The sequence below is a fragment of the Paenibacillus sp. AGC31 genome (assembly GCF_057334655.1).
On sequence record NZ_JBHFJH010000027.1, the window covers coordinates 58,596 to 82,537 of the forward strand.

The window sequence follows — 23,942 nt, forward strand, 5'->3', positions numbered from 1 at the left end:
ACCGAGGAGCGTCGTGTTGACGTTTTTTCGGTCTTTTTTTGACGTATTGGGGAAGGCTGGAGAATGACATCATTCTGTCAGAACTTGTATGCTATCGGATTGATGGAAAACTGGACGTGATTTTGTGATAATATAAGGTAGAGTGGATGAATCTGATGATTCAACCATACTGTAATTACAGCAGCAGAGCTGCCCTGAAATGATTGTAACGAACGATTCAGGAAGGAAAGAGGGATTTATTTTGTCTGAACAGGAAACGGTTCTGGAACCCAATGAAGAAACAATAAAGGCAGAACGCCATGAACGAATCATCAAACAGGTAGCCAAGGAACTGTCACTGTCCTTGAAGCAGGTCCGCACCACGTCGGAGCTTCTGGACGAAGGCAATACGATTCCATTTATCGCGCGCTATCGTAAAGAAATGACTGGAGAGCTGGATGAGAACCAGCTGCGATCGATTGAAGAACGCATTGTGTATCTGCGCAACCTCGAGGATCGCAAATTGGAAGTCATCCGTATTATAGAGGAACAGGGCAAGCTGACCGGAGAACTGCAGAAATCCATTACTCAGGCTGTGAAGCTGCAGGAAGTGGAAGACCTGTATCGACCTTACCGTCAGAAGCGGAAAACGCGTGCCAGCGTAGCCAAAGAAAAAGGTCTTGAACCCCTTGCTGTATGGATCTGGGGTCAACCGAAACAAGGAGATGCGCTCCAGGAAGCTGCGCGTTATATCAATGCTGAACTGGGCGTAGAAGATGCGGAGTCGGCGCTTCAGGGAGCCAAAGATATCCTCGCGGAGAACATTGCAGACGATGCTGCCATTCGTGCATGGATTCGTCGGTACACCTTGGATCACGGTATGCTGACTTCTGAGGCGAAGGATGCTCAAGAGGAGTCCGTATACGAGAATTATTATGATTACCGCGAATTAGCCAAGAAAATGCCTCCACACCGTATTCTCGCGATTAATCGTGGTGAACGGGAGAATATTCTGAAAGTCGGTCTCGAAGTACAGGCAGAGCCGGCTCATCGCCACATGGAAGGGCAAATCATTCGTGGTGCTTCTGCCGTACAGGACGTCCTGCGTGCTGTAATTGAAGATGCCTACAAGCGGCTTATTGCGCCTTCCATCGAGCGTGAAGTTCGTGGAGAACTTACGGAAAAAGGTGAAAATCAGGCTATATCGGTATTCTCGGCTAACCTGCGTAACCTGTTGCTTCAGCCGCCGATTCATGGCAAACGTGTGCTGGGTGTCGATCCGGCCTATCGTACTGGTTGTAAATTGGCTGTAGTGGACGATACAGGCAAGCTGCTGGAAGTGGCTGTCACCTATCCGACGCCACCGCACAACAAGAAACGTGAAGCAGCCGAAGTATTCCACCGGATGATCAAGCAATATGATATTGGTCTGATCGTTATCGGTAATGGTACCGGATCACGTGAAACGGAGCAGTTTGTGGCCGAGATCATTCAGGAGAACGGTGACGAAAGTCTCGTGTATCTGATTGTTAACGAAGCTGGAGCTAGTGTCTATTCTGCATCCAAGCTGGCCCAAGACGAATTCCCGGACCTCGATGTAGCTGAACGCAGTGCGGCTTCGATTGCTCGCCGGGTGCAAGATCCGCTGGCTGAGTTGGTTAAGATTGATCCAAAAGCTATTGGCGTGGGTCAATATCAGCATGACGTTTCCCAGAAGATTCTGGAGGAAAGTCTGAAGGCTGTCGTGGAATCCGCAGTTAACCATGTGGGTGTGGACGTGAATACGGCTTCGCCTTCATTGCTGTCCTATGTTGCTGGAGTTAACGCTACGATTGCCAAAAACATTGTGAAGTACCGTGAAGAAAATGGTCGGTTCACGAACCGCCGCCAGTTGCAGAAAGTACCACGTTTAGGCGCCAAAACATATGAGCAGTGTGTAGGCTTTATGCGTATTGGTGAGGGTGAGAACCCGCTGGACCGTACACCGATTCACCCTGAGTCCTACAAGGTCGTGGATCAGTTGTTCAAGGAGCTTCAGGTTGCACTGGACAAGCTGGGTACCAAGGAACTGTCGGTATTGCTGTCTGAGCAACAGCCAGAGCAGCTGGCTGTGAAACTGGACGTGGGTGTGCCTACATTGCGTGATATTTTGGACAGCTTGCAGCGTCCGGGTCGTGACCCGCGTGAGGAGATGCCATTGCCAATCTTCCGTACGGATGTATTGAAGATTGAGGATCTGGTGGAAGGCATGGAACTGCAGGGTACCGTTCGGAACGTTATTGATTTCGGTGCATTTGTCGATATTGGGATCAAGAGTGATGGGCTTGTCCATATTTCACAATTGAGCAACGGATATGTTAAACATCCGATGGACGTGGTGTCTGTTGGGGATAACGTAACGGTGTGGGTCATGAATGTGGATACCAAAAAAGGCCGTGTCGGCCTTACGATGAAGAAGCCTGCTTCTGCGCAACAGTCTTCTTAAGTAATAGGATTGGAGAACAGCCTTCCTGAGTAGGAAGGCTGTTTGTTGTCGACAATAATGGTCCCGTTATCCGTTCTAATTCCTCTGGTAAGTACGGTGGGCTATGATCATGGGCTTTTTCTTAAAGTTCGTAACCACAAGCGGACTTTTTGAACAACCTCTTAAAGTTCGTTCTCCGCGCTGCGCGGTGTGCCGCTTGCTGGTTTGTTACGATAAAAGAACCAGCATTCGTTCAGCAGCTTGATTTGTCGGCTGTCCTTTTTGTGAAATGCACGCATCAGTTGATTGCAAAGCCATTGAGGCAAGGGTATCTCCTCCTCTTGCATAATTCATCTGTACGTTAGCATATGTGGCAATAGCCTGGACTGTGCGGGATAAGTGAAGGACCCCGGCAAATCAATATCTCAATCACCAAAAAGCACAAATCCCAATTCAGGGAGATGCGCTTTCCGTTGTTCTCATTATAAAATGATACCTGGGGTGAATTAGAGAGCTTCCATCTCTTCTTCATACCATTGTTCCAATTGGGCCTGAAGCGCCCGGATTTCGGTAAGCAGGGAGATCAAGGGATAATGGCTTTCACGTAGTGCTGCAAAAGATTCTTCAAGTGCATTGATATAATCAAGGCCACCGATGATAGTAAGATTTTCGTTCAGGAGATCGAGGTTGTCGCATTCAGCGATCGCCCAAGGCAGAACAGGGACATCTGCTGCAGTGAGTTTATCGATTTCCTTATGCAGGCGCAGATTGAGCGCACTGAGTTGATAGGCATAATCTGAAGGCATTTCCACAAACTGCAATTGTTGTTCCTGCTGCAGGATGACATAGCGCATTGTAGGCATAACGAGTAATAATCTCCCCTCATACATTCTACTTGACAGTGTAGCCTACGAAACGGTTAAAATTCAAGTATTATACCGGAAAAACAAATGCTCCGAGGGGGTGCAAGGAGAGGATACCGATGGAAAATGAGGAATTGCAACAATGGATTGAACAGGTATCACTGGATCATTTCGGAGTGCCGTTCACCCATGAAGCGTTGTTTAACAGTCGCCTGACCACAACAGGTGGGCGTTATATGCTCAAAAGTCACCGGATTGAGATCAATCCGCATCAACTCGAAGCCTATGGGCGAGATGAGGTTGAGAAAATCATCAAACATGAGCTGTGTCACTATCATCTGCATATTCGTGGGCGCGGCTATCAGCATCGTGACCCGGAATTCAAGGCTTTATTGCAGAAGGTAGGCGGCTCGCGTTACTGCCAATCACTTCCTGACGGTAAAGGCAGAAAGCCGCTGCCATATCGTTATAAGCTGGTGTGCAAGAGCTGTGGTACGGAATATTTGCGCAAGCGGAAAATAGATCCGAAGCGTTACCGTTGTGGTCGTTGCGCGGGAAAGCTGGGCCTTCAGAATATCTGATGTGTGCATTGTTCACTACGCGTAAGTAAAGTGATGAAAGGCATGTTGACTTGGATTATTAATCATGATAGATTAGTCTTATTCAAGTTAATTTTCCCTGATAGCTCAGTTGGTAGAGCACTCGACTGTTAATCGAGTTGTCACAGGTTCGAGCCCTGTTCGGGGAGCCATTTCTTGGAGAGATACCCAAGTGGCTATAAGGGGACCCTCTGCTAAGGGGTTAGACTGCGTAAGCGGTGCGAGGGTTCGAATCCCTCTCTCTCCGTTCTGAATTAAACTTCTCTGCAAAGGGATGAGAACCCTAAAGGTTCGTCGGAGCATAAGCTTCGTTAGCAATACTTCGCAGTCTCGAACGAAGTGAGAGTACCCCTCTCTCTCCGTTCTGAATGACAAAAAATCCTCTTCACATTAGACCGGTTAACGGTCAGTGTGAAGGGGATTTTTTGCGTGTACTGATCTTTGGTTATCCCTTGTATACGCTTCTGCTTAAAGTGTGATGCTCAACACCTCGTATAAACCTTTCTTGCCTGCTTCCGTTACTTCGACAGAGCGACTTCCTGTTTTTTGACGAATCCAGTCCAGTTCCGATAATCGATGTCTGAGTTGTTCCCCAAGTATACCTGAGAGATGATGACGGCGTTCGCTCCAATCCAGACATTTGCGAGCGATGGCCCGGCGTGATCCTGGCTTCATCTGAAGTTTAATTTCAAACGTAGTGAACCACTGTATTCCTTTCTCTGTAACTTGATAATCCTTGCTGTGTGCCTCTTCGGGCTCTGAAAGATACCCCTTCTGTATTAAGGCTTCACAGAGCGAGATTCCCAATTTCCCGGCCAGATGACCATAACAGGTCCGTGCATGACTCAGTTGTTGAAGCTGATCGGATTGTTTGAGAGAGCGGATCTGTACAGGCGGAGCAATACTGGCCATCGTTTCAATCAGATTAGCAATTTCTTTGTTTGCAAGACGGTAGTATCGATGGCGTCCTTGTTGTTCAACTTCGAGTAATCCTCCCTCTACGAGTTTAGCTAGATGGCTGCTTGCCGTCTGGGGAGTGACACTTGCCATATGAGCAAGCTCTCCTGCGGGCAACGCACGGCCATCCAGTAAGGATGACAGAAAAATAGCGCGGCTTGGATCAGCGATTAACGACGCAATAACAGTAATATTCGGATATACATTCATACTTCGATCATATCTGAACTATTACTGTATTACAATCCAGTTGTATCGTCCTACGGTCAGATTGAGCTTATATATCATTGGAATGGGAACAGGAGAGGTTCAGGATGAAAAAGATAACGAAACAGGACTTTGCTACAGAGCAGTTGTCCGCGAGTCCAGCAGTGATTCAACATGAGACGATTAATCCCAGTATTTTATATTATGGTACGCCCGTATTGCTGCTAAGCACATTAAATGAGGATGGGTCAACCAACCTGTCACCATTATCTTCGTCTTGGGCGCTGGGGGATTGTCTGGTTCTCGGTCTAGGTACACAGGGCAAAGCCTATGAAAATCTGAGTCGACATCCGGAGTGTGTGATTAATTTACCAGATGCGACCATGTGGAGACAGGTTGAGGCATTAGGACGTTATACGGGAGTCACACCGGTTCCTGAGGAGAAAAGGAAGATGGGCTATGAATATTGTCATGATAAATTCACTGTAGCTGGACTAACATCTGAATGCTCAGTTCAGGTGGCACCAGATAAAATAGTTGAATGTCCGCTCCAGATTGAGGCGGCTGTACAACACATACGTATTCCCGAACATACACCGTTCATGGCGATTGTGGAAGTGAAAGCGTTGAAGGTGCACGTGCACACAAGACTAATATCTGGACCGAACAAGATTAATCCAGAGGAATGGCATCCGCTGATATATAATTTCAGACAATATTTCGGATTGGGCAAGAGACAAGGGGAAAATTTCCGGGCAGAGAAGTGACCTGAGTAGAGGCTTTTTATTATATAAGATGAATTAATCATTTACACGATAACGGAGAGGACAGAAACAAACTGAAAAAGCGAAGCGCTCGCCTTTATCACCGGATTTTCCCTTGAGAAAAGGGAATCGAAAAAATCTGGGGATAACAGCGATTGGAAGGTTGTTCTGTCATCGTAGTGCCAGTGTAAATAATCTTTAGTTCAACTTATATAGTCAGGGAAAGATTGGGTAATAGTAAAGATAGACTCATGTAAGCATATACATAATGAAAGAGGTGATGTGCATGGAAGTGGAATATTTGATGCGTGTACTCATAGCTGGAATATGTGGTGTGCTAATCGGTTATGAGCGCAAGAATCGAATGAAAGAGGCGGGGATTCGTACTCATTTTGTGGTGGCCGTTGGTGCTGCCCTGATGATGATTGTATCCAAATACGGATTCCAGGATCAGGCTGGCTGGGCCAATCTGTCTCTTGATCCGTCAAGGATTGCTGCACAAGTCGTTAGCGGTGTGGGGTTCATTGGAGCCGGGATGATCTTCACACAGCGTCACACGGTCAGGGGATTGACCACAGCGGCTGGCATATGGGCTACGGCAGGCATGGGACTTGCTGTGGGTTCAGGTCTGTATTGGACGGGTGCAGGCGTGACACTGCTTATTGTCGTGGCACAGATGTTACTGCATAGACCCACACGCTGGTTGGTATCCGCCCGAACAGAGACGTTAACCATCCATCTGCAAAATGAGGGAGAGGCCCTGAAGACTGTTTTGGCACTGCTGGGGCAGGAGAAGATATCAGTCATCGGATTTAAGACAGAACAGCAAACAAGCACAGACTCCGTGGAAGAGACTGTGCTTGAGTTCACATTGCAACTACCGGGTTCGTACCGGGGTGAGCAACTGATTATTTTGTTACAGGACGTGCCTCACGTTCGATCTGCGGAGTTAAAATGAAGAGAACCTGCATGGATCAACAGGCGACCATGCAGGTTCAGTACTTAATTCAGTATGGGTTCAATTACTGACCTTCTCCGACAATCGTTTCTGGACGGGACACCGGTTTACCTTCAAGCAGGCACTCGATAGCATGGGCTACACCGTGCTCCACATTGGTCAACGTTATGGCTTTGGCTAATGCCTGGATCTCGGGTTCGCCATTACCCATGGCGATGCCGAGTCCTGCCATTTTTAACATGGAGACATCGTTGAAGTTATCGCCAATCGCTACGGTATCCTCCATGGAGATGTTCAGGTGAGCCGCCAGTTTGGTGAGGGCATTACCTTTGGATACGTCCGGGTGCTGCATTTCGAAGTTATGCTCAAAGGATACAACCATGGCGACATCGGATCGGGAAGCGAAGTATTCTCGACCAGTCTTTACTTTGTCCGGATTCATGGAGAAGGCCATAATATTATAGATGTAGGCTTCTGCCGGAATTTCGAGGTGGCTGTCTACGCGGTGGTAGTCTTTTTTGTCATAGTGTTTCTTGATGGAGCGAATCATGCGTGCAATGTCCTCACCAGGGTTCGAACCAAGAACACGTTCCATCTCGGCGAGCAAGGTCTCATGACTGCTACGCGGGGCATAGATGCCTTGTTGCGTTGAAGCCTCATAATAGACATCATGATCTTCCAGCCACTGCATGACGGAAGCTGCTGTGTCACGCTCGAGCGGAAGATGGAATAAACGTTCACCGTCTGCATCATGAATTGTCGCTCCATTGGAGCCGATAATCGGGGTTTTGATTCCGCCTTCGCGGCTGATGGTCACAACATCGGAATAGACACGTCCTGTTGCAATGGTAACTTTCATACCGGATTGCTGGGCCTTTTGGATGGCTGCGGCATTCTCCGGGCTAATCTGGCTATCAATGTTCAACAAAGTTCCATCTAAATCTGTGGCAAATAATTTCATAATTTACAACTCCTTATCATCTGTAGGTTCAGGAATGAGAATCTCAACCTGTTGTTCGGCTAGAAAAACAAGCCATTCTTTGGTTGGCCATTGATCCGTAATCAATACATCCACCAATGACCAGTCGGCAAAACGATAACCATAACGTCTATCAAACTTGGATTGATCTGCAAGAACAACAACTTTCTTGGCAGCTTTCATCATTTGGTGTTTAATTTTCCCTTCCTCTTCGGAAGCACTGAAGCCATCCATGGTGATACCGCCAATTCCGATAAAGGCTTTATCTACATAATAGTGGGAGAGGGTCTCGATAACAGAGGTACCGTAGACATAACGTTGTTCCTTGTCTACTTTGCCTCCGAGCAAACGAATCTGGACAGCAGTGTGATTGGAGAGAAGATCAGCGGAATGAATCGAATTAGTAATGACGGTACAGGATTTGCCGTTTAAGTTCTCGGCACAGGCCTGCACAGTCGTGGAAGAGTCCAGAATAATAATCTCGCCTTCCCTTACAATGGCCGCAGCGAGTTTGCCGATGGCCCTCTTTTCCTCAGATACATCGAGTAAACGGTCTTTGTAGGATCTGAATTCTTGCGGAGGAGGGGGGAGAATCGCACCGCCACGTGTTCGGATAATGGCATCCTGTTCCTCAAGCTTAATCAGATCCCTGCGTGCAGTATCCCGTGATACATCAAACAAGGCGACAATATCATCGGCTGAGATGCGATTGTGTTTGCGTAGATGTTCAACAATGAGCTGCATTCGTTCTTCTTGAAACAAACATGTCACCTCCGAGTGTATGGATGACCGTACTTATACTGATACTTTAATTATAAGTATTTTTAATGTGATTTGCAATATTATAAGTGAACGTAAGTTTTTGTAAGTGTTTTAATGAATGATTTACATTTTTCCTGCACAGTGATGACACTGGCATGAATAGGAGAGGTGGCGATTAACGGGCCTCTGAAGAACAGTATGCAATGGACAAAAAGGCTTGAAAAATAAATTTCAAAAAAAGTATTGCAAGTTCAAATTGTCCTGTGGTATACTCATTCTTGTCGCCAAGAAAGACAACTTGTTATTAAGGCCCGTTGGTCAAGGGGTTAAGACACCTCCCTTTCACGGAGGTAACAGGGGTTCGAATCCCCTACGGGTCATATCTTCACCACCTCATGAGATCTACATTTTCGATGAGTAATCCTCAAAGTCATTGCTCTTATAGACAAGAATGAAGCATGGCACATCCGGTGAAGTTTACAGCAAGAGCCATTAGCTCAGTTGGTAGAGCACCTGACTTTTAATCAGGGTGTCGAAGGTTCGAGCCCTTCATGGCTCACCATTTTTACAATTGAATATGCGGTCGTGGTGGAATGGCAGACACGCTATCTTGAGGGGGTAGTGGGTGTATACCCGTGGAGGTTCGAGTCCTCTCGACCGCATCACAGCAACAATATAAGATAGACTTCTATGATCATTCATGGGAGTCTATCTTTGTGTTATACGATATACCTTATCCTGTTCCAGGCATATAAAGGCTGAGCATTCAGGAATAATGTGGTATAATTCAAGCAGATGAGTTGATTATTACGGTTGGAAGGCGGTTCTTGTATGCAGTCGATCTATGAGCGAATTGAACACCTGATTGCCGAACGAGGAATGACCAAGAAGGCTTTCTGCCAACAGCTGAAGATTAGCACAGGCAATCTGGGTGATTGGAAACGTGGCAAGTCTATTCCGAGTACGAATAAATTAATTGAGATTGCTTCGTTTTTTGATGTGAGCCTCGACTGGCTCATGATTGGACGTCCATCGAAGGAAGCGATGGTTCGGGAAAAACGGGAGGATTATTTTTTTGACGTTTTGCGGCAATTGAATTGCCAAGAAAGTGAATTATCGACTGTGGAACAGTCTTTTATCAGCGAATATATTGAGTTCACCCGTTACCGCAAATCCAAGGAAAGCAAGGATGCAGGCGACTATCGCTATAAACCTGAGAACAAGTCAGAGAACGATTCTGAGGAAAACGAAGCGTAAGTGATATGAGCAGCATCCATAGACTGAATGTACAAAAACCTCTGGACTAATCCGAACACACTCGGAGACAGTTCAGAGGTTTTTGTGTTAACCATCCTTACTTCACGCCCTTATTTACGAAAGACGAGGGTTTCTTTGCTCAGCAGATGGGGGCGGAGTGTATTCCAGATTTGAAGACACTGCTCCTGAAGTTCCCAAGCTGCCATGCCAAGGAGTCGAACGCCGATTCCACCGGTTGCCAGCAAACTTGCACCTGCGAGCATTCGTCCATCTGGTGGCAGAGCAGATCTGACTTGCTCCAACTCCGCAGTACCAAGCCCCGGGGCAATCATCCATAACGCAGCGGTATGTGTGTAGTGAAGGAGGGACGCTGAGTGTCTGGGATCATCGGTATCCGGTTCGAGTCCGAATCGATCCCAGACAGCCAGTTGCTCACCTTGCCATATCTCCGTCAAGCTGCGGTAACGCTCGAATTGGAACGCTTCTCCCCGATGAATCCGTCCGGCAGACCAGATATCTGCATAGGCCAGGATTGCCTGTTCTTCCAGCTCAAAGGTTACAGCGAGCGAAGAAGAACTTCCCTTGAAGGGAATGACGCATTCAGGGAAGTATTCCAGCGTGGCCCCTTTTCCCAACCGAAAGTGATGATTAACGGATGAAGGAATGGAAGGTGTGGGATGGAGTCTGGTAGCAGATGTGCTGCTCAGCATGACATGGGTGCCTTCACCTAATTCCCACTCGGAATGATAATGATCCCCGTTAAGGACTCCAGGCGAGACGTCTGACGTGTACACACATAATTCGGTTCCGCCTCCGGGAGGTCGAAAGGATCGGCTAAACCGGAGTGGTGCGCTGTAATAACGATCAGTCATGACAGTCCGGTCGCCTTGAAAGGCAAAGGTGGCCCGAAGCTCGCTGCGGCGTGTGACGGGCGAACCTGCACTTTCATTCCCATTTAGCTCTGTTTCCGTGGGGACAGAAGATGAATTAATGCGAGTGAGTGCCATGTTCATGGCTGTGTGAATGCAGATGTGCAGCGGAAGCATCGTCATCCATATATTGATGTTCAAGCCAGTGGACAATCTCGGATACACCTTCACCGCTCATTAGATTAGACATGACATAAGGGCGGCCTTCGCGTACCCGTTCGGTATCATTTTTCATAACTTCCAGGCTTGCACCAACGTAAGGGGCGAGGTCGGTTTTGTTGATTAACAGCAGATCTGAACGTGTGATTCCGGGACCGCCTTTGCGAGGGAGTTTCTCCCCTTGGGCAACGTCGATAATGTAGATGAACACATCGGCCAGTTCCGGACTGAATGCAGCGGAGAGATTGTCGCCGCCACTCTCGATGAAGATCAGTTGCAGATCCGGGAAACGTTCAATCAACTCGTCAACCGCTTCGAAATTCATGGAGGCATCCTCACGAATAGCCGTGTGCGGGCATCCGCCTGTCTCTACACCGATAATGCGCTCTGGTGCCAGTGCATTCTGACGCAGCAAGATTTCGGCATCTTCCTTGGTGTATATGTCATTGGTGATGACAGCAAGGCTATAACGTGTACGCAGTGCCTTGGACAGCTTCTCCACCAGGGCTGTTTTACCTGAACCTACCGGTCCGCCAATTCCAATTCGCATCGGACGACTCCGATCAAATGCTTTACGTTCCCACTCCGGATGATGCGTATGATTAGCTCCTCCACACATAACAATTCCTCCTAAGTTAGATAAAAGTTGTAGTTAAGACATAAACAACCGCGCGGGTAAGGTCTCGTGCCGCATGGCGTAGATTTCCTGGGCGATTCCGAAGCTGTGCATATCTTCCGGGTCATTTTCCCGAATGAGCGCCCATTCCGCTTCGATATCATCAAGCAGTTTCTGAATCAACATCTGCGCTTCGGTTTGTCCGATGGGCAGCAGGCGAAGTGCGCTGTTCACATAAGCGTTCACTGAGGTATACAGATGCCCGGTAACGGCTTCATCCAATTCAATCTCCAATTGATAGTTGATATAACCGTGAATGGTCGTGATGCCACAATACGCGCCGTGTTCCCGTATAGCCTCATCGATCAGGGAAAAGTCCATCCATGGATAGAGTGAACGGGCCAGCTTGAGCAGTCGTTTTCCCATTTTGTGGCCGCTTTCCCTGAGTTCCCGAGGGGAGCGCTGGGCGTGGACACGTTTGTCATACAGGGCAAGTAGAGCGGCATCTTGCTGTTTTATCGCCTGATAGACGCCTTTGATGGCAAGACCATCTAGTCGTACAAGACTGGAGTGAAGCTGGCTACGAATAAACTGTTCAAGCTGCGCGGTATTTTGCACGGTGCCATCATGCGTGTAAGCTTCCAGACCGAAGGAATGGGAGAAACCACCGATGGGCAGGGCTGAATCCAGCAGCTGAACATAACGGAGTAGCTTCGTGCCACTATTCATCATGAGTGCCCCCTTATCAGCTAATCCGTATTCCTATCAAAACATAAAGTACCGCTGTGCCATAGGCAACTCGTCTGCGGGTTCACAGGTGAGTAGCTCGCCGTCGGCGCGTACCTCGTAGGTTTCGGGATCGACTTCAATAACGGGGGTGACGTCGTTATGAATCATGTCTTTTTTACTGACCGAGCGACAGCCCTTGACGGGTTCAACCCGTTTCTTCAGGCCCAATAACTCTTTGATCCCCGCATCTGCTGCGGCTTGGGAGACAAATGTGATCGATCCGCTGGCAATGGCGCTACCATAGGCTCCAAACATCGGTCTACCAAATACGGGCTGAGGTGTCGGGATGGACGCATTGGGATCACCCATCTGGGCAAACGTGATCATGCCACCTTTAATGACGATCTCGGGTTTTACACCGAAATAGGCCGGTTTCCATATGATTAGATCTGCCAGCTTTCCAACTTCCACCGAACCGACGAGATGACCGATTCCGTGTGCGATAGCTGGATTGATGGTGTACTTGGCGACATATCGCTTGATCCGATCGTTATCGGAGGGGGAATCCGGGTTGAGTTCAAGTTTGCCGCGTTGTTTTTTCATTTTGTCGGCTGTCTGCCAGGTGCGGATAATGACTTCGCCCACTCGGCCCATGGCTTGAGAATCGGAACTGATGATGCTGAACACGCCAAGATCATGCAAAATGTCTTCGGCTGCGATGGTTTCGGGACGAATCCGTGAATCGGCAAAAGCTACATCTTCCGGGATGGAAGGGTCCAGGTGATGACACACCATCAACATATCGAGATGCTCTTCTACAGTGTTGCGTGTGTACGGTCGTGTTGGGTTGGTTGATGAGGGGATAACGTAGGACTCCCCAGCGGCCCGGATAATATCCGGTGCATGTCCGCCACCAGCGCCTTCCGTATGGTACGTGTGGATCGTCCGGCCGTTGATCGCAGCCAGGGTGTTTTCGAGAAATCCGGTTTCGTTCAATGTATCGGTATGGATAGCCACTTGAACATCATGTTCTCCGGCGGCAGTCAGACAAGCGTCGATAGCGCTCGGGGTAGTGCCCCAATCTTCATGCAGCTTCAGGCCGATGACACCAGCTTCAATCTGTTCAATTAAAGGTGCGGTACTGGAACTGTTGCCTTTGCCAAGGTAACCGATGTTCATGGGAAAAGCTTCTGCGGACTCCAGCATCCGGTGGATGTGCCAGGCTCCTGGTGTGCAGGTGGTGGCTTTGGTTCCTGTTGCCGGTCCTGTTCCGCCGCCGATCATGGTCGTGACCCCGGAGGATAACGCAGTCTGAATCTGCTGTGGGCAGATGAAATGAATATGGGTATCAATGCCGCCAGCGGTTACAATCATGCCTTCACCAGCGATGATTTCGGTGGAAGCACCGATGACCAGTGCGGGATGAACACCATCCATTGTATCCGGGTTACCGGATTTGCCAATGGCGCAGATGTGACCATCCCGAATGCCGATATCCGCTTTTACAATGCCCCAATGATCGATAATGATAGCGTTGGTGATAACCGTATCAGGAGTGCCGTCGCTTCGCAGAGCGGTGGTGGACTGGCCCATTCCGTCGCGGATAACCTTACCACCTCCGAACTTGCTCTCATCTCCGTATACGGCATAATCATGTTCAATCTCTGCCCATAGTTCGGTATCCGCAAGTCTTACGGCATCGCCGGTTGTCGGTCCAAACATGGACGCGTATTGTTCACGGCTCATTTGTTTCATGAGGGTTCACCTCCATCTGGTATGGGAGGGGAGAACGTCTTCAGGAATGCCTCCAGTTTCACTGGATCAGGAACTTGATCCGCAGAGCCTTCGGTTAGTCCGTTGAACCCGTGAATTTGGCGTTTGCCGCCAAAGGTCGTGAGTTCGACAGGTTTCTCTTCACCAGGTTCGAAGCGAACTGCGGTGCCTGCCGGAATGTGCAGGCGATGTCCAAAAGCTGACATGCGATCAAAGTCCAGTGCTGCATTCACTTCATAGAAGTGAACGTGAGAGCCGACCTGGACGGGGCGGTCGCCGCGGTTAAGGACAAGGAGTCGTAGGGTTGAACGATCCGGATGACAGATGATGTCGTCATCTGGCTTCAAACGGTATTCACCAGGAATCATGGTTTCTCCTGCCTTTCTCAGCGTATAGGTTCATGTACGGTAACCAGTTTTGTACCGTCAGGAAATGTGGCTTCTACCTGTACTTCAGGAATCATATCGGGAACACCATCCATACAGTCTTCACGTGTCAGGATGGTGCCTCCGTATCTCATTAATTCGGCAACACTCATTCCATCCCGTGCTCGTTCCATCAGTTCGGAGGTCAACAAGGAGATGGCTTCGGGAACATTTAACTTGAGTCCGCGTGCTCTTCGTTCACGGGCGAGGTTAGCGGCCACGGTAATCAGGAGTTTTTCCTTTTCCTGCTCAGTCCAGTGCAAGGCAATCCGACCTTTCGCTTATAGTGTCTGATATGTTCATGAATCAAGTTATATGTTAAATATACTCACACAGGGTGATTTCTTTGTCAATAAGCTTCAAGGCTTATTAGCAGTATGCATGAAACAGGTAGGCATGAAATAAAATTATGTAAGCTATATTGACATGAAGAGAGTAACCCTCCATAATTTGGATCAACGAACATTTCGGACGCAAATGACCTTAATGTTCGTCAATAGACTAAAAAAAGGGAGTGTAGGCTATTGAAGAAGAGGTCGGTCAAGTTATGGAGTATTTTGCTGGGTGCGGTCATCGTGATGACAGGATGTGTGGAGGGCGCTACGCCTCCTGAAGCTTCGGGTTCAGGTGGTACAGGAGAGCCGGCTGCATCCGGTGATACGATTAAAGTTGGCATTCTTCACTCTCTCAGCGGAACGATGGCGATCAGTGAAGTATCTGTTAAAGATGCGGAGATGCTTGCCATTGAAGAGATCAACGCCGCGGGCGGAGTTTTGGGTAAACAGATCGAGCCTGTAATTGAGGATGGCGCTTCGGATTGGCCTACTTTTGCGGAGAAGGCTGGGAAGTTACTGCAACAGGATAAGGTTGCTGCTGTATTTGGTGGATGGACCTCTGCAAGTCGGAAGGCTATGCTCCCAGTGTTTGAACAGAACAAAGGTCTATTGTTTTACCCGGTGCAATATGAGGGATTGGAATCGTCGCCAAATATTTTTTATACAGGAGCAACAACCAATCAACAGATCGTTCCATCTGTAACCTGGTTACTGGAGAACAGGGGCAAGACGTTTTATCTGCTCGGTTCAGATTATGTATTCCCAAAAACGGCCAATCAGGTCATTAAGGCACAACTCACAGCAGAAGGCGGCGAAGTGGTGGGCGAGGAATATACACCGCTAGGCCATACCGATTACAGTACCATCATTAGCAAAATCAAAGCTGCGAAGCCGGATATTGTATACAATACACTGAACGGAGATAGCAATGTGGCCTTCTTCAAACAATTGAAGGATGCCGGAATCTCCTCGGATCAGATGACGACCCTCTCGGTAAGTGTGGCGGAGGAAGAAATCCGTGGTATTGGCGCAGACGTATTGAAGGGACATCTGGCTTCGTGGAATTATTATCAGACAACGGATACACCTGAGAATGCAACATTTGTTGCCAAGTATAAAGAAAAATACGGTGCTGATCGAGTGACAGCTGATCCGATTGAAGCGGGATATGTGGCGGTTTATCTCTGGAAGGCGGCGGTGGAAAAAGCAGGATCAACCGACGTGGAGAAGGTGAAGGCAGCTGCCAAGGGTCTGGAGTTTGATGCTCCGGAAGGTAAGGTAACCGTGGATGGAGAGAATCAGCATATCTACAAAACCGTACGGATCGGTGAGGTGCAGGAAGATGGGCAGTTCAAGGAATTATGGAATTCTGGTGAGCCTGTCAAGCCGGACCCTTATCTGAAAACGTATGAATGGGGAGCTTCCCTCAGCGCTAAATAACATAGAAACCTCGCAATAAAACAGGCAACTCGCTTCAAAGCAGCCGAAACATAAACGAGGGTGTGACAACACATCCTCTCACCGTATCGCGGTAAAGCGTTACTGTAATATGGGAATGTTCCTGCCGCTAATTGAAGTCATGTGAAATATCGAGAGTCACGGTATGGAGGAGGGGATAGCGATGGATATGTTTATCCTGCAGATGTTCAATGGTCTGAGTATCAGTTCAATTCTGTTGTTGATTGCATTGGGGCTTGCAGTAACGTTTGGGCTGATGAATGTCATCAATATGGCTCACGGTGAACTGATCATGATCGGTGCATATGCAACGTATGTAACACAAAATCTGTTCATGTCCTATGCTCCAGCTGCGTGGTTTGGTGCTTACTTTGTTGTGGCTCTGCCAATTGCGTTCATTGTAGCGGCTCTGATTGGCTGGTTGCTTGAAGTGGTTCTGATCAGGCATCTGTATGGCAGGCCGCTGGACAGTCTGCTTGCGACATGGGGTGTAGGCATGATGCTGCAACAACTGGCCCGTACCATATTCGGAGCACCAAATGTGGGAGTATCCAGTCCAGCTTGGCTCAATGGGGGATTGGCGATCTCGGATGGAATTGTATTTCCGTATAAACGAATTTTCATTATCGCACTGGTTGCGGTTGTACTGCTGTGTATGTATCTCTATATCTATCGAACATCTTCCGGAAGACGAATGAGGGCTGTAATGCAAAATCGGAGCATGGCGGGGTGTCTTGGGATTTCGACCCGGCGGGTGGATGGCATGACCTTTGCGATTGGTTCGGGCATTGCCGGAATTGCAGGTTGTGCATTAACGCTCATTGGTCCGATAGGTCCTTCACTTGGTACGTATTATATTGTGGATGCGTTCATGGTCGTTGTCCTGGGTGGCGTAGGGAAATTGGTCGGAACCGTGTGTGGTGCATTGGGGATTGGTATGTTCAACACGCTGTTCGAAACCTATACCTCGGCCTCCATTGGCAAGGTGCTTGTGTTTGTATGTATCGTTGCTTTCCTGCAATGGAAACCACGCGGATTGGTCGCGATGCGCACACGGAGTCTCGATTAACGTGAAAAAGGGGGTTAGTTCATGTCCGCTTTACTCAAGACTGGCAGTCTGAAAATGAGGATTATCTGGGCAGTTGTGCTGATTATGATGTGTCTTGCTCCACTGATCTCCACGGAGTTTCGTTTGAGTCTGTTAGCCAAGTTTTTGGCGCTGGCAATCCTGGCCATTGGTCTTGATCTGATCTGGGGATATGGAGGTGTGTTGAGTCTTGGGCATGGGGTGTTCTTTGGACTGGGTGGATACGCGATGGCGATGTATCTGAAGCTTCAGGCCAGTGGAGCAACACTTCCTGACTTCATGGGATGGAGTGGTCTCAGTGGTCTGCCATGGTTCTGGGAGCCGTTTCGCTCCTTCCCGGTGGCGCTGTTATTGGGGATAGCCCTTCCGGCATTGCTCGCCTTTGCCCTGGGGTGGTTTACGTTCCGTAACCGGATCACCGGTGTTTATTTTACCATCCTGACTCAAGCCTTGGTTCTCATTACGGTAACACTCTTTGTTGGTAAACAGGAATGGACGGGCGGAACAAATGGCATCACCGGATATAATTCGATCTTTGGTTTTACACTTCATTCCGCTGGAACGACGATTGCTCTCTACTATATAACGCTTGCTGTTCTGGTGATCGCTTATATGCTCTGTCGTCGAATGGTGAACAGTCGATTCGGTCAAGTGCTCGAAGCTGCGCGGGATGGGGAGAATCGGGTGCGATTCCTCGGATATGATCCGGCAGGATATAAAACGCTGGCTTTTGCTTTTTCCGGTGCGCTTGCAGGCATCGCGGGCATGTTGTTTGTTCTTCAGGTGGGTATTATCTCGCCATCGATGATGGGGATTGTGCCTTCCATTGAGATGGTCCTGTGGGTTGCATTGGGTGGTCGCGGTACGCTTATTGGGGCGGTCATCGGAGCGGTGGTGCTGAATGCAGCCAAAACAGGCATAAGTGAGGCTTACCCCGAAGGGTGGCTGTTTGTCATTGGTGGGCTCTTTGTAACAGTCGTTTTGTTCATGCCAAACGGTATTGTAGGTGTATATCGTCATATAGTTCGCTTGTTGAAGCGGAGAGGAGAGAGTGCGCATGTCCAAGTCACTCGGGAAAAACCTAAAGTCTACTGAGGAATCAGCGGTGTTGGTAGCCGAGGATATTACGGTGGCCTTTGGTGGGTTCGTTGCTGTTAAAGGCATGAATCTGAAGCTGCATGAACATGACCTGCATTTTCTAATCGGACCCAATGGTGCTGGGAAAACAACGATGCTGGATGTGATATGTGGCAAAACAAAACCCATGTCCGGCTCGGTGAAGATGGCGGATGGCACGGAATTAACACGACTGAAGGAGCACCAGATTGTTCGCAAAGGTGTGGGACGCAAATTCCAGGCCCCATCGATCTTTGCGGGTCTGACGGTGCAGGAGAATCTGACACTGGCGGCGGAGACTCGCCGTTCCCCTTTGCAAGCCATCGGTATTCGTCGATATGGGAAAATGAGTGCTGCCATGGAGCATGTTACCCTCCAGATTGGTCTGCAAGACCGCGTTGATGCTCGTGCAGGAGCGTTATCACATGGGGAGAAGCAGTGGCTGGAGATTGGTATGCTGCTTCTGCAGGAGCCACGGGTGTTGTTGCTGGACGAACCAGCCGCAGGCATGACGGATGAAGAAACACACAAGACCGGGCGACTTCTGCAAGAGATTGCGCGTGAGCGCTCGGTTGTGGTGGTGGAGCATGATATGGAGTTTGTGCGAGAGTTCGCAGCGAAGATAACGGTGATGCATGAAGGGAAACTGCTGAAGGAAGGTACGATGGCGGAGGTACAGGCAGACCCGAAAGTGGCCGAAGTGTATCTTGGTAAAAGGAGGGATGACCATGCTGTCGCTGCAACGAATTGAATCCGGCTATGGGGAAAGTAATGTGCTTCGTGGTGTGAACCTGGATGTACAGCCTGGACAGGTGGTGTGTCTGATGGGCCGTAACGGTGTAGGGAAAACAACGTTGATGAAAACATTAATGGGGCTGCTTAAAACACGCAAGGGCAGTATTCAGTGGCAAAATCAGGAGTTATCCACCTTGGATACAGCCAAGCGGGCAAGGGCAGGGATCGGTTATGTACCGCAGGGGCGGGAGATTTTCCCGCAGCTTACGGTGAAAGAAAACTTATTGCTAGGTCTGGAGACAAGTGCACCGGGAGTAAAAACGTTCCCCGAGGATGTACTGGCGATGTTTCCAGTGCTTGCGACGATGTATGGACGGCAGGGCGGGGATCTGAGTGGTGGACAGCAGCAGCAGTTGGCATTCGCCCGGGCATTGGCTTCGCGTCCGGGGTTGTTGCTACTTGATGAGCCGACAGAAGGCATCCAGCCTTCTATCGTGGAGGACATTCGGCAGGTTATTTTGCAGCTCAAGGCAAAGGGGAACCTCTCGGTTCTGCTGGTAGAGCAGAGTATTGATTTTGTACGAAGTGCCGCAGATTACATCTATATCATGGACAAAGGAACCATAACCCTGCATGGGACACCGCAAGAACTGGATATGTCGCAGTTTGAACATCATCTCTCCGTATAGTTGTAGTTAGTGTGGCGAGTGGAGAGAGGTTTCAGGAGCGCTTGTCCAGGATATTCGAGTATTTCGGATATAACCGCCGAATGCATTCCGGACAGATGTCATGGGTGAATTCGGCGTGGGTATGCTTCTCCAGATAACTCTCAACGGAGTTCCAGTGTTCCTCTTCGTCCTTGATTTGTTTGCAGACGGCGCAAATAGGCAGCAGTCCGCGCAATGTACGCACTTCAGACAATGCCTTCTTCAATTGGTGTTCTGTCTTTCTCTGTTCGGTAATATCCATGTGTGCAATTAAAGCGAGATCGGTATCCAGAATTGAATTTGCATAAGATAGAGGGGTGAGTTCTACACGAAACCACCTCTTTTCGTTGTATACAGTATACACGCAGATGTCATATGTATGATTTCGATTAAAGGGTATTCCGCGTTCTTTCAAATTCTGTGTGACAAGTGCCATGTTAGCGTTCTTGCTTCGTTTTGCCCAGGCTTCCGTCAGATGCAGGTAATGTCTATGACTACTGTGTATATCCGGGTTTGGTGAGCATTGACCGAGTCCCTGTTGCCAGGCACGGTTACAACTTTGGATAATCCAATTGTGATCAACGATGATGAGCTGGTGACGTATGGACTGGAACGACAGCCTCTCCAGATCGGATGTAACATGTCTCATGGATGAGACCCTCCTTTGGCAGAAATCTTATCTCAGTTCATCTGGAATATCCAAAATATCAGCGACCAGGTGCCTGAATCGGGTTGCTTTGCGTGTGCCGTGAATAAGATTGGATAAACGATAGGGTGGGATGCCATGCTGTTCGCAAAAAGTCTTCTGGTCCACTTGAAGTTCGGTTAGCCGTCGTTTGATGGCCCATCCGAACGGAGTAACTGGTTTTTTCTTGTTCAAAAGGGTTCACCCCTGGTTAGAATGTAGTATTCAGCCGCCCTTTCTTCATGTAGAATGTATAGAAATGCGAGCTGTATGTTTCATTATATACGTAATTTCGTCATCTAACAATTAAAAAAGACGGAAAAAAGTGTATTTTGTGATGATAAATGGCGTAAATACGTAAATAAAACAAATAAAATGACAAAAAACACGTCGGCAAGGAGGTTGCCGCGTGTTTTTTAGTTTGTCTGAATGAAGGGGAGCAGGTATGAGGAGGAAGAGGATTAGGCCCTGTAGGCATGAAGTCCAGCTCCAAGCATATGGAAACTGGGGAAAAACGATTTCATGGACATCGAGGTTGGCTGTGCCAGTCCATCCGCAGCCGAGGCGCTGACGGTCTTCCATTCATTCTCCAGATCTGTGGCCAGGCGGACCATCAGATCCTTGGTTGTATCGTTGTTCAGGGGGATGACTTTGGAGGCTTCGGTTATGCAGGCATTCATGGCTGAATGCAGGTAACCAAGGACCGCCTCCTCGACCGGGATATCGAGGTGGTGGTTAATCCAGGCGTGAACAGTGGAGAGGCAGCCAACCGAATCGTATTTGGCAAAGATCTGTTCGAGCTGGCTGAATTCAATCCAGGGGTGCAGAGCGCGTGCGAGTCTGATCAATCGTTTACCCATCGCGGCAGCTTGTTCTCTGAGATCTCCAGGGGTTCGCTGAACATGGACGAGCTTGTCGATCAGAGCTATCCGCCATGTATCCTTGTGATCTGCTGCGGTATAGATGCCTTTAATGGCCATACCTTCAAGACGAACAATGCTGGGATGCAACTGACAACGCATGAATGATTCGAGATCTTCAGCATTACGAATGGTACCCTCCCTGATATGGATATCCATGCCGAAGGAATGGGTGAACCCTCCAACCTGAATAGAGGAATCAAGCAGTTTGACATAATCGAGCAGCTTATTCCCACGGTTCACAATCATTCGCCTCCTGTGTTCGTTAAATGTCACTTAAAGTGACATTTATATTCCTTTTTGTTTGCTTTGTGTTTAAAAATCCGAATTATATGATAGTTATCATCCCATAAATGTCCGCTTTTTGTCAATAGTATCCGTGAAAATTAATGAATTAAATCTGGGATTTAATATTGTGTTATTTTATATAACTTGTTGTGTTATTTATATGGTGAAGTGCAGGGTGGACTATATATAAGGAAGGACTATATATAAATGAATCAATAAGATCAGCTCAAGCCGGAAAAGAGGGGATCAAATCTAATGATATGCAGTTCATGGGTAAAGATGACGAGATTATGCGATTTTTGATGAAATTGCCTAGCTGAAAAAGTAGTATTAAAAAATACTTTACTTTTGGTTCTGGACCCGGTATAATCAATTCTGTTGCCGATTATTTACGACATGCGGTCGTGGTGGAATGGCAGACACGCTATCTTGAGGGGGTAGTGGGCGTATGCCCGTGGAGGTTCGAGTCCTCTCGACCGCATCATATGAACGATTAAAAAGAAGCTTTCCATTAATGGAAGGCTTCTTTTTTTTGTCTTTTTGAACAGTTTGACATCAGAGTTGAGAAAAAAAAGGCCATCCATTACCGGGGCAATGGTGCTCTACCTTCCGGCTACGGGTGGCCAATGTATTATTTTTGCAGCAAGTTCTTGATATCTTCTTCAATCTTGTCCGGTGTTGTTTTGGGAGCATAACGTTTGATTACCTGTCCGTTCTGATCCACAAGGAATTTGGTGAAATTCCATTTGATTGCTTTGGAGCCAAGCAGGCCAGGAGCTTCTGTGCTAAGGTGTTGGAAAAGAGGGTGAGCGCTTGAGCCGTTCACATCAATTTTCTCAAACATGGGGAAACTCACGCCATAATTCATCTGACAGAACTCGGCAATATCGTCGGAAGATCCTTTTTCCTGTGCAAACTGGTTGCTTGGGAAACCAAGAACTTCAAATGGAGCATCTTGAAACTTGTCTTGCAGTTCTTGCAGACCTTTGAATTGAGGGGTAAGGCCGCATGAGCTTGCCGTATTCACAATCAGTAACACTTTGTCACGGTAGTCGGACATTTCAACTTCTTGACCGCGAAGTGTATTCACTTTGTAATCGTAGACTGTCATCTAAATCGCCTCCATTTATTTACTCTTATATCTTCTATTATATTGGTTGCAATTAAATATTGCAAAACTAATGTGGTGTTAAAAGAATCAAAACAGGCAAGTTGTGCAGAATACGTGAATGAATTGGGAAGTGATTTACGCCAGAGTGAGAATTAGATAGCCTTGAAGAGATAGATGGAGTATAACTTTGTTGTAAGCGTTATTATGGATGGGAATTGGCAAAAATCTGCCGATTTGGTGATCTGGGCGGACTTTACACCGACATGGCGCGGGTGTATGATTCATAACGTAATTTCAATTTAAACTAAATTGTACCTGAAAAACGAAACAAACGATAATATCGCTCGATCTTACCTTAAGATATACGAACGATGTTTTAATCGCTGAGTTTCCATTCATTGATGAGTGGGAAACGGGGGAACCAACGGAATGCGCTGTCCAGGACAGTAGGCATTCATGGGGTGAATTTTCCGGTGACAGCCGGAAATAGGGCGACTCTCGCGCCCGAATCCGTCAGCTAACCTCGTAAGCGTTAAAGGGAGAGGCAACAAGCCGTACGCTGGTTCATGGCGTTTTCGCCATGGGTACTTTAAGAAGCGTTCGGGAGGCCTTGGTCCCCCACGCTTCTTTTTTGTTGTCTTTTCACGCCAAGGGAGGAACGAATGATGGATACTGAGATGATCTTAGTGACTGCTCCAAATGAAGCAGGACGCAAATTTATCAAATTGCTGATGTACAAAAAAATGCCGTTTGCCGTTCTAACCAACAGTGCAGGGGAAGAGCGCAGACTCCGTAGAATCGGAGTAGAACATGTCATTCGCATGAACACGGCTGCAGCTCAAAAATGGTTTTTGCCGCAGGGCAGCGTAGGCAATGTGTTTATTTTCGAGAACAGCCTGAATCTGACCTGTCGTTATTTACAGATCTGCCGTTCATGGACTTCGAAATCTCTGTGCGTTATTACGGAGCAGAGTCATCCTAAGGGCATCTATCGGGGCATGGGCGCAGACCGGATTGTATATTCGCTCAATGGGGAAGTTGGCTTTCTCCTCAATGGTTAATGCCATAGCTTGTGATTGC

The 23,942-nt window shown here is 48.1% G+C and carries 26 protein-coding genes, 6 tRNA genes and 1 riboswitch; of the genes, 17 read left to right on the forward strand and 15 right to left on the reverse strand.

What is annotated here, in order from left to right:
* The first annotated feature begins 241 nt into the window (after window positions 1-241).
* Window positions 242-2,464 carry a Tex family protein gene (locus tag ACE04G_RS12045; protein WP_260870950.1) on the forward strand — a complete coding sequence of 741 codons (2,223 nt, stop codon included), beginning with the start codon at window positions 242-244 and terminating at the stop codon, window positions 2,462-2,464.
* 161 nt (window positions 2,465-2,625) lie between these two features.
* Here the strand turns inward: ACE04G_RS12045 and cmpA are convergent, their stop codons facing one another.
* Window positions 2,626-2,769 carry a cortex morphogenetic protein CmpA gene (gene cmpA, locus ACE04G_RS12050; protein WP_105408244.1) on the reverse strand — a complete coding sequence of 48 codons (144 nt, stop codon included), beginning with the start codon at window positions 2,767-2,769 and terminating at the stop codon, window positions 2,626-2,628.
* Window positions 2,770-2,949: 180 nt separating this feature from the next.
* On the reverse strand, window positions 2,950-3,306 hold the full coding sequence (locus tag ACE04G_RS12055; protein WP_336759533.1) for a hydrolase/acyltransferase: 357 nt from the start codon (window positions 3,304-3,306) through the stop codon (window positions 2,950-2,952).
* A gap of 119 nt (window positions 3,307-3,425) precedes the next feature.
* On the opposite strand from ACE04G_RS12055, the gene ACE04G_RS12060 reads away from it, so the two are divergent.
* From ACE04G_RS12060 to ACE04G_RS12070, 3 genes are all read left to right on the forward strand, one after another.
* The gene (locus ACE04G_RS12060; protein WP_036669054.1) at window positions 3,426-3,887 is read left to right on the forward strand and encodes a SprT family protein; all 462 of its coding nucleotides are present in this window, start codon (window positions 3,426-3,428) and stop codon (window positions 3,885-3,887) included.
* 94 nt (window positions 3,888-3,981) lie between these two features.
* Window positions 3,982-4,057, forward strand: a tRNA-Asn gene (locus ACE04G_RS12065).
* A 6-nt stretch (window positions 4,058-4,063) separates the two neighbouring features.
* A tRNA-Ser gene (locus tag ACE04G_RS12070) sits at window positions 4,064-4,152 on the forward strand.
* A gap of 221 nt (window positions 4,153-4,373) precedes the next feature.
* On the opposite strand, the gene ACE04G_RS12075 is transcribed toward ACE04G_RS12070, so the two are convergent.
* Window positions 4,374-5,072 carry an ArsR/SmtB family transcription factor gene (locus tag ACE04G_RS12075; protein WP_449004258.1) on the reverse strand — a complete coding sequence of 233 codons (699 nt, stop codon included), beginning with the start codon at window positions 5,070-5,072 and terminating at the stop codon, window positions 4,374-4,376.
* 104 nt (window positions 5,073-5,176) lie between these two features.
* On the opposite strand from ACE04G_RS12075, the gene ACE04G_RS12080 reads away from it, so the two are divergent.
* Together ACE04G_RS12080 and ACE04G_RS12085 are read left to right on the forward strand one after the other, a co-directional pair.
* The gene (locus ACE04G_RS12080) at window positions 5,177-5,836 is read left to right on the forward strand and encodes a flavin reductase family protein (RefSeq protein ID WP_339182786.1); all 660 of its coding nucleotides are present in this window, start codon (window positions 5,177-5,179) and stop codon (window positions 5,834-5,836) included.
* A gap of 283 nt (window positions 5,837-6,119) precedes the next feature.
* On the forward strand, window positions 6,120-6,791 hold the full coding sequence (locus ACE04G_RS12085; protein WP_091033649.1) for an MgtC/SapB family protein: 672 nt from the start codon (window positions 6,120-6,122) through the stop codon (window positions 6,789-6,791).
* Window positions 6,792-6,855: 64 nt separating this feature from the next.
* Here ACE04G_RS12085 and ACE04G_RS12090 read toward each other — a convergent pair whose 3' ends face one another.
* On the reverse strand, window positions 6,856-7,752 hold the full coding sequence (locus ACE04G_RS12090) for a Cof-type HAD-IIB family hydrolase (protein ID WP_339307310.1): 897 nt from the start codon (window positions 7,750-7,752) through the stop codon (window positions 6,856-6,858).
* A 3-nt stretch (window positions 7,753-7,755) separates the two neighbouring features.
* Window positions 7,756-8,532 carry a DeoR/GlpR family DNA-binding transcription regulator gene (locus tag ACE04G_RS12095; protein WP_047842021.1) on the reverse strand — a complete coding sequence of 259 codons (777 nt, stop codon included), beginning with the start codon at window positions 8,530-8,532 and terminating at the stop codon, window positions 7,756-7,758.
* Window positions 8,533-8,840: 308 nt separating this feature from the next.
* On the opposite strand from ACE04G_RS12095, the gene ACE04G_RS12100 reads away from it, so the two are divergent.
* From ACE04G_RS12100 to ACE04G_RS12115, 4 genes are all read left to right on the forward strand, one after another.
* Window positions 8,841-8,912, forward strand: a tRNA-Glu gene (locus tag ACE04G_RS12100).
* Between the two features lie 106 nt (window positions 8,913-9,018).
* Window positions 9,019-9,094, forward strand: a tRNA-Lys gene (locus ACE04G_RS12105).
* Between the two features lie 17 nt (window positions 9,095-9,111).
* A tRNA-Leu gene (locus ACE04G_RS12110) sits at window positions 9,112-9,194 on the forward strand.
* A 169-nt stretch (window positions 9,195-9,363) separates the two neighbouring features.
* Window positions 9,364-9,789: a helix-turn-helix domain-containing protein gene (locus ACE04G_RS12115; protein ID WP_036610863.1), complete on the forward strand. Its 426-nt coding sequence runs from the start codon at window positions 9,364-9,366 to the stop codon at window positions 9,787-9,789.
* A 110-nt stretch (window positions 9,790-9,899) separates the two neighbouring features.
* Here ACE04G_RS12115 and ACE04G_RS12120 read toward each other — a convergent pair whose 3' ends face one another.
* Genes ACE04G_RS12120 through ACE04G_RS12145 form a run of 6 tightly spaced genes read right to left on the reverse strand, consistent with a single transcriptional unit; the run spans window position 9,900 to window position 14,683 of the window.
* On the reverse strand, window positions 9,900-10,871 hold the full coding sequence (locus tag ACE04G_RS12120) for an urease accessory protein UreD (RefSeq protein ID WP_486094467.1): 972 nt from the start codon (window positions 10,869-10,871) through the stop codon (window positions 9,900-9,902).
* The gene (gene ureG, locus ACE04G_RS12125) at window positions 10,777-11,496 is read right to left on the reverse strand and encodes an urease accessory protein UreG (RefSeq protein WP_017690021.1); all 720 of its coding nucleotides are present in this window, start codon (window positions 11,494-11,496) and stop codon (window positions 10,777-10,779) included. The genes ACE04G_RS12120 and ureG overlap by 95 nt, the downstream gene beginning before the upstream one ends.
* Window positions 11,497-11,529: 33 nt before the next feature.
* The gene (locus tag ACE04G_RS12130) at window positions 11,530-12,225 is read right to left on the reverse strand and encodes an urease accessory protein UreF (protein WP_249911497.1); all 696 of its coding nucleotides are present in this window, start codon (window positions 12,223-12,225) and stop codon (window positions 11,530-11,532) included.
* 33 nt (window positions 12,226-12,258) lie between these two features.
* Window positions 12,259-13,977 carry an urease subunit alpha gene (gene ureC, locus ACE04G_RS12135; RefSeq protein WP_221819175.1) on the reverse strand — a complete coding sequence of 573 codons (1,719 nt, stop codon included), beginning with the start codon at window positions 13,975-13,977 and terminating at the stop codon, window positions 12,259-12,261.
* Complete coding sequence (locus ACE04G_RS12140; RefSeq protein WP_221819176.1) at window positions 13,974-14,363, reverse strand: urease subunit beta; 390 nt, start codon at window positions 14,361-14,363, stop codon at window positions 13,974-13,976. The genes ureC and ACE04G_RS12140 overlap by 4 nt, the downstream gene beginning before the upstream one ends.
* Before the next feature lie 17 nt (window positions 14,364-14,380).
* Window positions 14,381-14,683 carry an urease subunit gamma gene (locus ACE04G_RS12145; protein ID WP_449004257.1) on the reverse strand — a complete coding sequence of 101 codons (303 nt, stop codon included), beginning with the start codon at window positions 14,681-14,683 and terminating at the stop codon, window positions 14,381-14,383.
* 261 nt (window positions 14,684-14,944) lie between these two features.
* Between ACE04G_RS12145 and urtA the strand changes: the two genes are divergently transcribed.
* The 5 genes from urtA (at window position 14,945) to urtE (ending at window position 19,840) form a co-directional block, all read left to right on the forward strand.
* Window positions 14,945-16,195, forward strand: coding sequence for an urea ABC transporter substrate-binding protein (urtA, locus tag ACE04G_RS12150; protein ID WP_221819177.1), 1,251 nt, complete (start codon window positions 14,945-14,947; stop codon window positions 16,193-16,195).
* A gap of 181 nt (window positions 16,196-16,376) precedes the next feature.
* A complete protein-coding gene (urtB, locus tag ACE04G_RS12155) occupies window positions 16,377-17,282 on the forward strand; it encodes an urea ABC transporter permease subunit UrtB (RefSeq protein ID WP_036610830.1) in 906 nt (301 codons plus the stop codon).
* 21 nt (window positions 17,283-17,303) lie between these two features.
* Window positions 17,304-18,395: an urea ABC transporter permease subunit UrtC gene (urtC, locus tag ACE04G_RS12160; RefSeq protein WP_076209468.1), complete on the forward strand. Its 1,092-nt coding sequence runs from the start codon at window positions 17,304-17,306 to the stop codon at window positions 18,393-18,395.
* Window positions 18,358-19,167, forward strand: a complete 810-nt coding sequence (urtD, locus tag ACE04G_RS12165; RefSeq protein WP_449004256.1) for an urea ABC transporter ATP-binding protein UrtD — start codon at window positions 18,358-18,360, stop codon at window positions 19,165-19,167. Before urtC ends, urtD begins: the two co-directional genes overlap by 38 nt.
* Window positions 19,145-19,840: an urea ABC transporter ATP-binding subunit UrtE gene (gene urtE, locus ACE04G_RS12170; protein WP_076209466.1), complete on the forward strand. Its 696-nt coding sequence runs from the start codon at window positions 19,145-19,147 to the stop codon at window positions 19,838-19,840. Before urtD ends, urtE begins: the two co-directional genes overlap by 23 nt.
* A 31-nt stretch (window positions 19,841-19,871) precedes the next feature.
* Here the strand turns inward: urtE and ACE04G_RS12175 are convergent, their stop codons facing one another.
* The 3 genes from ACE04G_RS12175 to ACE04G_RS12185 all read right to left on the reverse strand — a co-directional run bounded on the left by ACE04G_RS12175 (window position 19,872) and on the right by ACE04G_RS12185 (window position 21,706).
* Window positions 19,872-20,507, reverse strand: a complete 636-nt coding sequence (locus ACE04G_RS12175; protein WP_449004255.1) for a nitrogen regulation protein NR(II) — start codon at window positions 20,505-20,507, stop codon at window positions 19,872-19,874.
* A 27-nt stretch (window positions 20,508-20,534) separates the two neighbouring features.
* A complete protein-coding gene (locus ACE04G_RS12180) occupies window positions 20,535-20,738 on the reverse strand; it encodes a hypothetical protein (RefSeq protein WP_017690011.1) in 204 nt (67 codons plus the stop codon).
* A 266-nt stretch (window positions 20,739-21,004) separates the two neighbouring features.
* Window positions 21,005-21,706, reverse strand: a complete 702-nt coding sequence (locus ACE04G_RS12185) for an urease accessory protein UreF (RefSeq protein ID WP_162158974.1) — start codon at window positions 21,704-21,706, stop codon at window positions 21,005-21,007.
* Between the two features lie 443 nt (window positions 21,707-22,149).
* Between ACE04G_RS12185 and ACE04G_RS12190 the strand changes: the two genes are divergently transcribed.
* Window positions 22,150-22,232 (forward strand) — tRNA-Leu (locus ACE04G_RS12190).
* A 150-nt stretch (window positions 22,233-22,382) separates the two neighbouring features.
* Here ACE04G_RS12190 and ACE04G_RS12195 read toward each other — a convergent pair.
* On the reverse strand, window positions 22,383-22,862 hold the full coding sequence (locus ACE04G_RS12195) for a glutathione peroxidase (RefSeq protein ID WP_036610823.1): 480 nt from the start codon (window positions 22,860-22,862) through the stop codon (window positions 22,383-22,385).
* A gap of 371 nt (window positions 22,863-23,233) precedes the next feature.
* A riboswitch (cyclic di-AMP (ydaO/yuaA leader) is annotated at window positions 23,234-23,409 on the forward strand.
* Between the two features lie 115 nt (window positions 23,410-23,524).
* On the opposite strand from ACE04G_RS12195, the gene ACE04G_RS12200 reads away from it, so the two are divergent.
* On the forward strand, window positions 23,525-23,923 hold the full coding sequence (locus ACE04G_RS12200) for an HAD family hydrolase (RefSeq protein WP_235193755.1): 399 nt from the start codon (window positions 23,525-23,527) through the stop codon (window positions 23,921-23,923).
* Window positions 23,924-23,942: the final 19 nt, after the last annotated feature.

What these genes read in the sequence shown, in the direction of transcription:
- urtE (WP_076209466.1), top strand. Translation starts at nt 19,145, where the DNA reads ATGCTGTCGCTGCAACGAATTGAATCCGGCTATGGGGAAAGTAATGTG.
- ACE04G_RS12055 (WP_336759533.1), bottom strand. Translation starts at nt 3,306, where the DNA reads ATGCCTACAATGCGCTATGTCATCCTGCAGCAGGAACAACAATTGCAG.
- ACE04G_RS12130 (WP_249911497.1), bottom strand. Translation starts at nt 12,225, where the DNA reads ATGATGAATAGTGGCACGAAGCTACTCCGTTATGTTCAGCTGCTGGAT.
- ureG (WP_017690021.1), bottom strand. Translation starts at nt 11,496, where the DNA reads ATGTGTGGAGGAGCTAATCATACGCATCATCCGGAGTGGGAACGTAAA.
- ACE04G_RS12080 (WP_339182786.1), top strand. Translation starts at nt 5,177, where the DNA reads ATGAAAAAGATAACGAAACAGGACTTTGCTACAGAGCAGTTGTCCGCG.
- ACE04G_RS12195 (WP_036610823.1), bottom strand. Translation starts at nt 22,862, where the DNA reads ATGACAGTCTACGATTACAAAGTGAATACACTTCGCGGTCAAGAAGTT.
- urtD (WP_449004256.1), top strand. Translation starts at nt 18,358, where the DNA reads ATGTCCAAGTCACTCGGGAAAAACCTAAAGTCTACTGAGGAATCAGCG.
- urtB (WP_036610830.1), top strand. Translation starts at nt 16,377, where the DNA reads ATGGATATGTTTATCCTGCAGATGTTCAATGGTCTGAGTATCAGTTCA.
- ACE04G_RS12060 (WP_036669054.1), top strand. Translation starts at nt 3,426, where the DNA reads ATGGAAAATGAGGAATTGCAACAATGGATTGAACAGGTATCACTGGAT.
- ACE04G_RS12175 (WP_449004255.1), bottom strand. Translation starts at nt 20,507, where the DNA reads ATGAGACATGTTACATCCGATCTGGAGAGGCTGTCGTTCCAGTCCATA.
- ACE04G_RS12115 (WP_036610863.1), top strand. Translation starts at nt 9,364, where the DNA reads ATGCAGTCGATCTATGAGCGAATTGAACACCTGATTGCCGAACGAGGA.
- ACE04G_RS12075 (WP_449004258.1), bottom strand. Translation starts at nt 5,072, where the DNA reads ATGAATGTATATCCGAATATTACTGTTATTGCGTCGTTAATCGCTGAT.
- ACE04G_RS12090 (WP_339307310.1), bottom strand. Translation starts at nt 7,752, where the DNA reads ATGAAATTATTTGCCACAGATTTAGATGGAACTTTGTTGAACATTGAT.
- ACE04G_RS12200 (WP_235193755.1), top strand. Translation starts at nt 23,525, where the DNA reads ATGATGGATACTGAGATGATCTTAGTGACTGCTCCAAATGAAGCAGGA.
- urtC (WP_076209468.1), top strand. Translation starts at nt 17,304, where the DNA reads ATGTCCGCTTTACTCAAGACTGGCAGTCTGAAAATGAGGATTATCTGG.
- ureC (WP_221819175.1), bottom strand. Translation starts at nt 13,977, where the DNA reads ATGAAACAAATGAGCCGTGAACAATACGCGTCCATGTTTGGACCGACA.
- ACE04G_RS12085 (WP_091033649.1), top strand. Translation starts at nt 6,120, where the DNA reads ATGGAAGTGGAATATTTGATGCGTGTACTCATAGCTGGAATATGTGGT.
- ACE04G_RS12140 (WP_221819176.1), bottom strand. Translation starts at nt 14,363, where the DNA reads ATGATTCCTGGTGAATACCGTTTGAAGCCAGATGACGACATCATCTGT.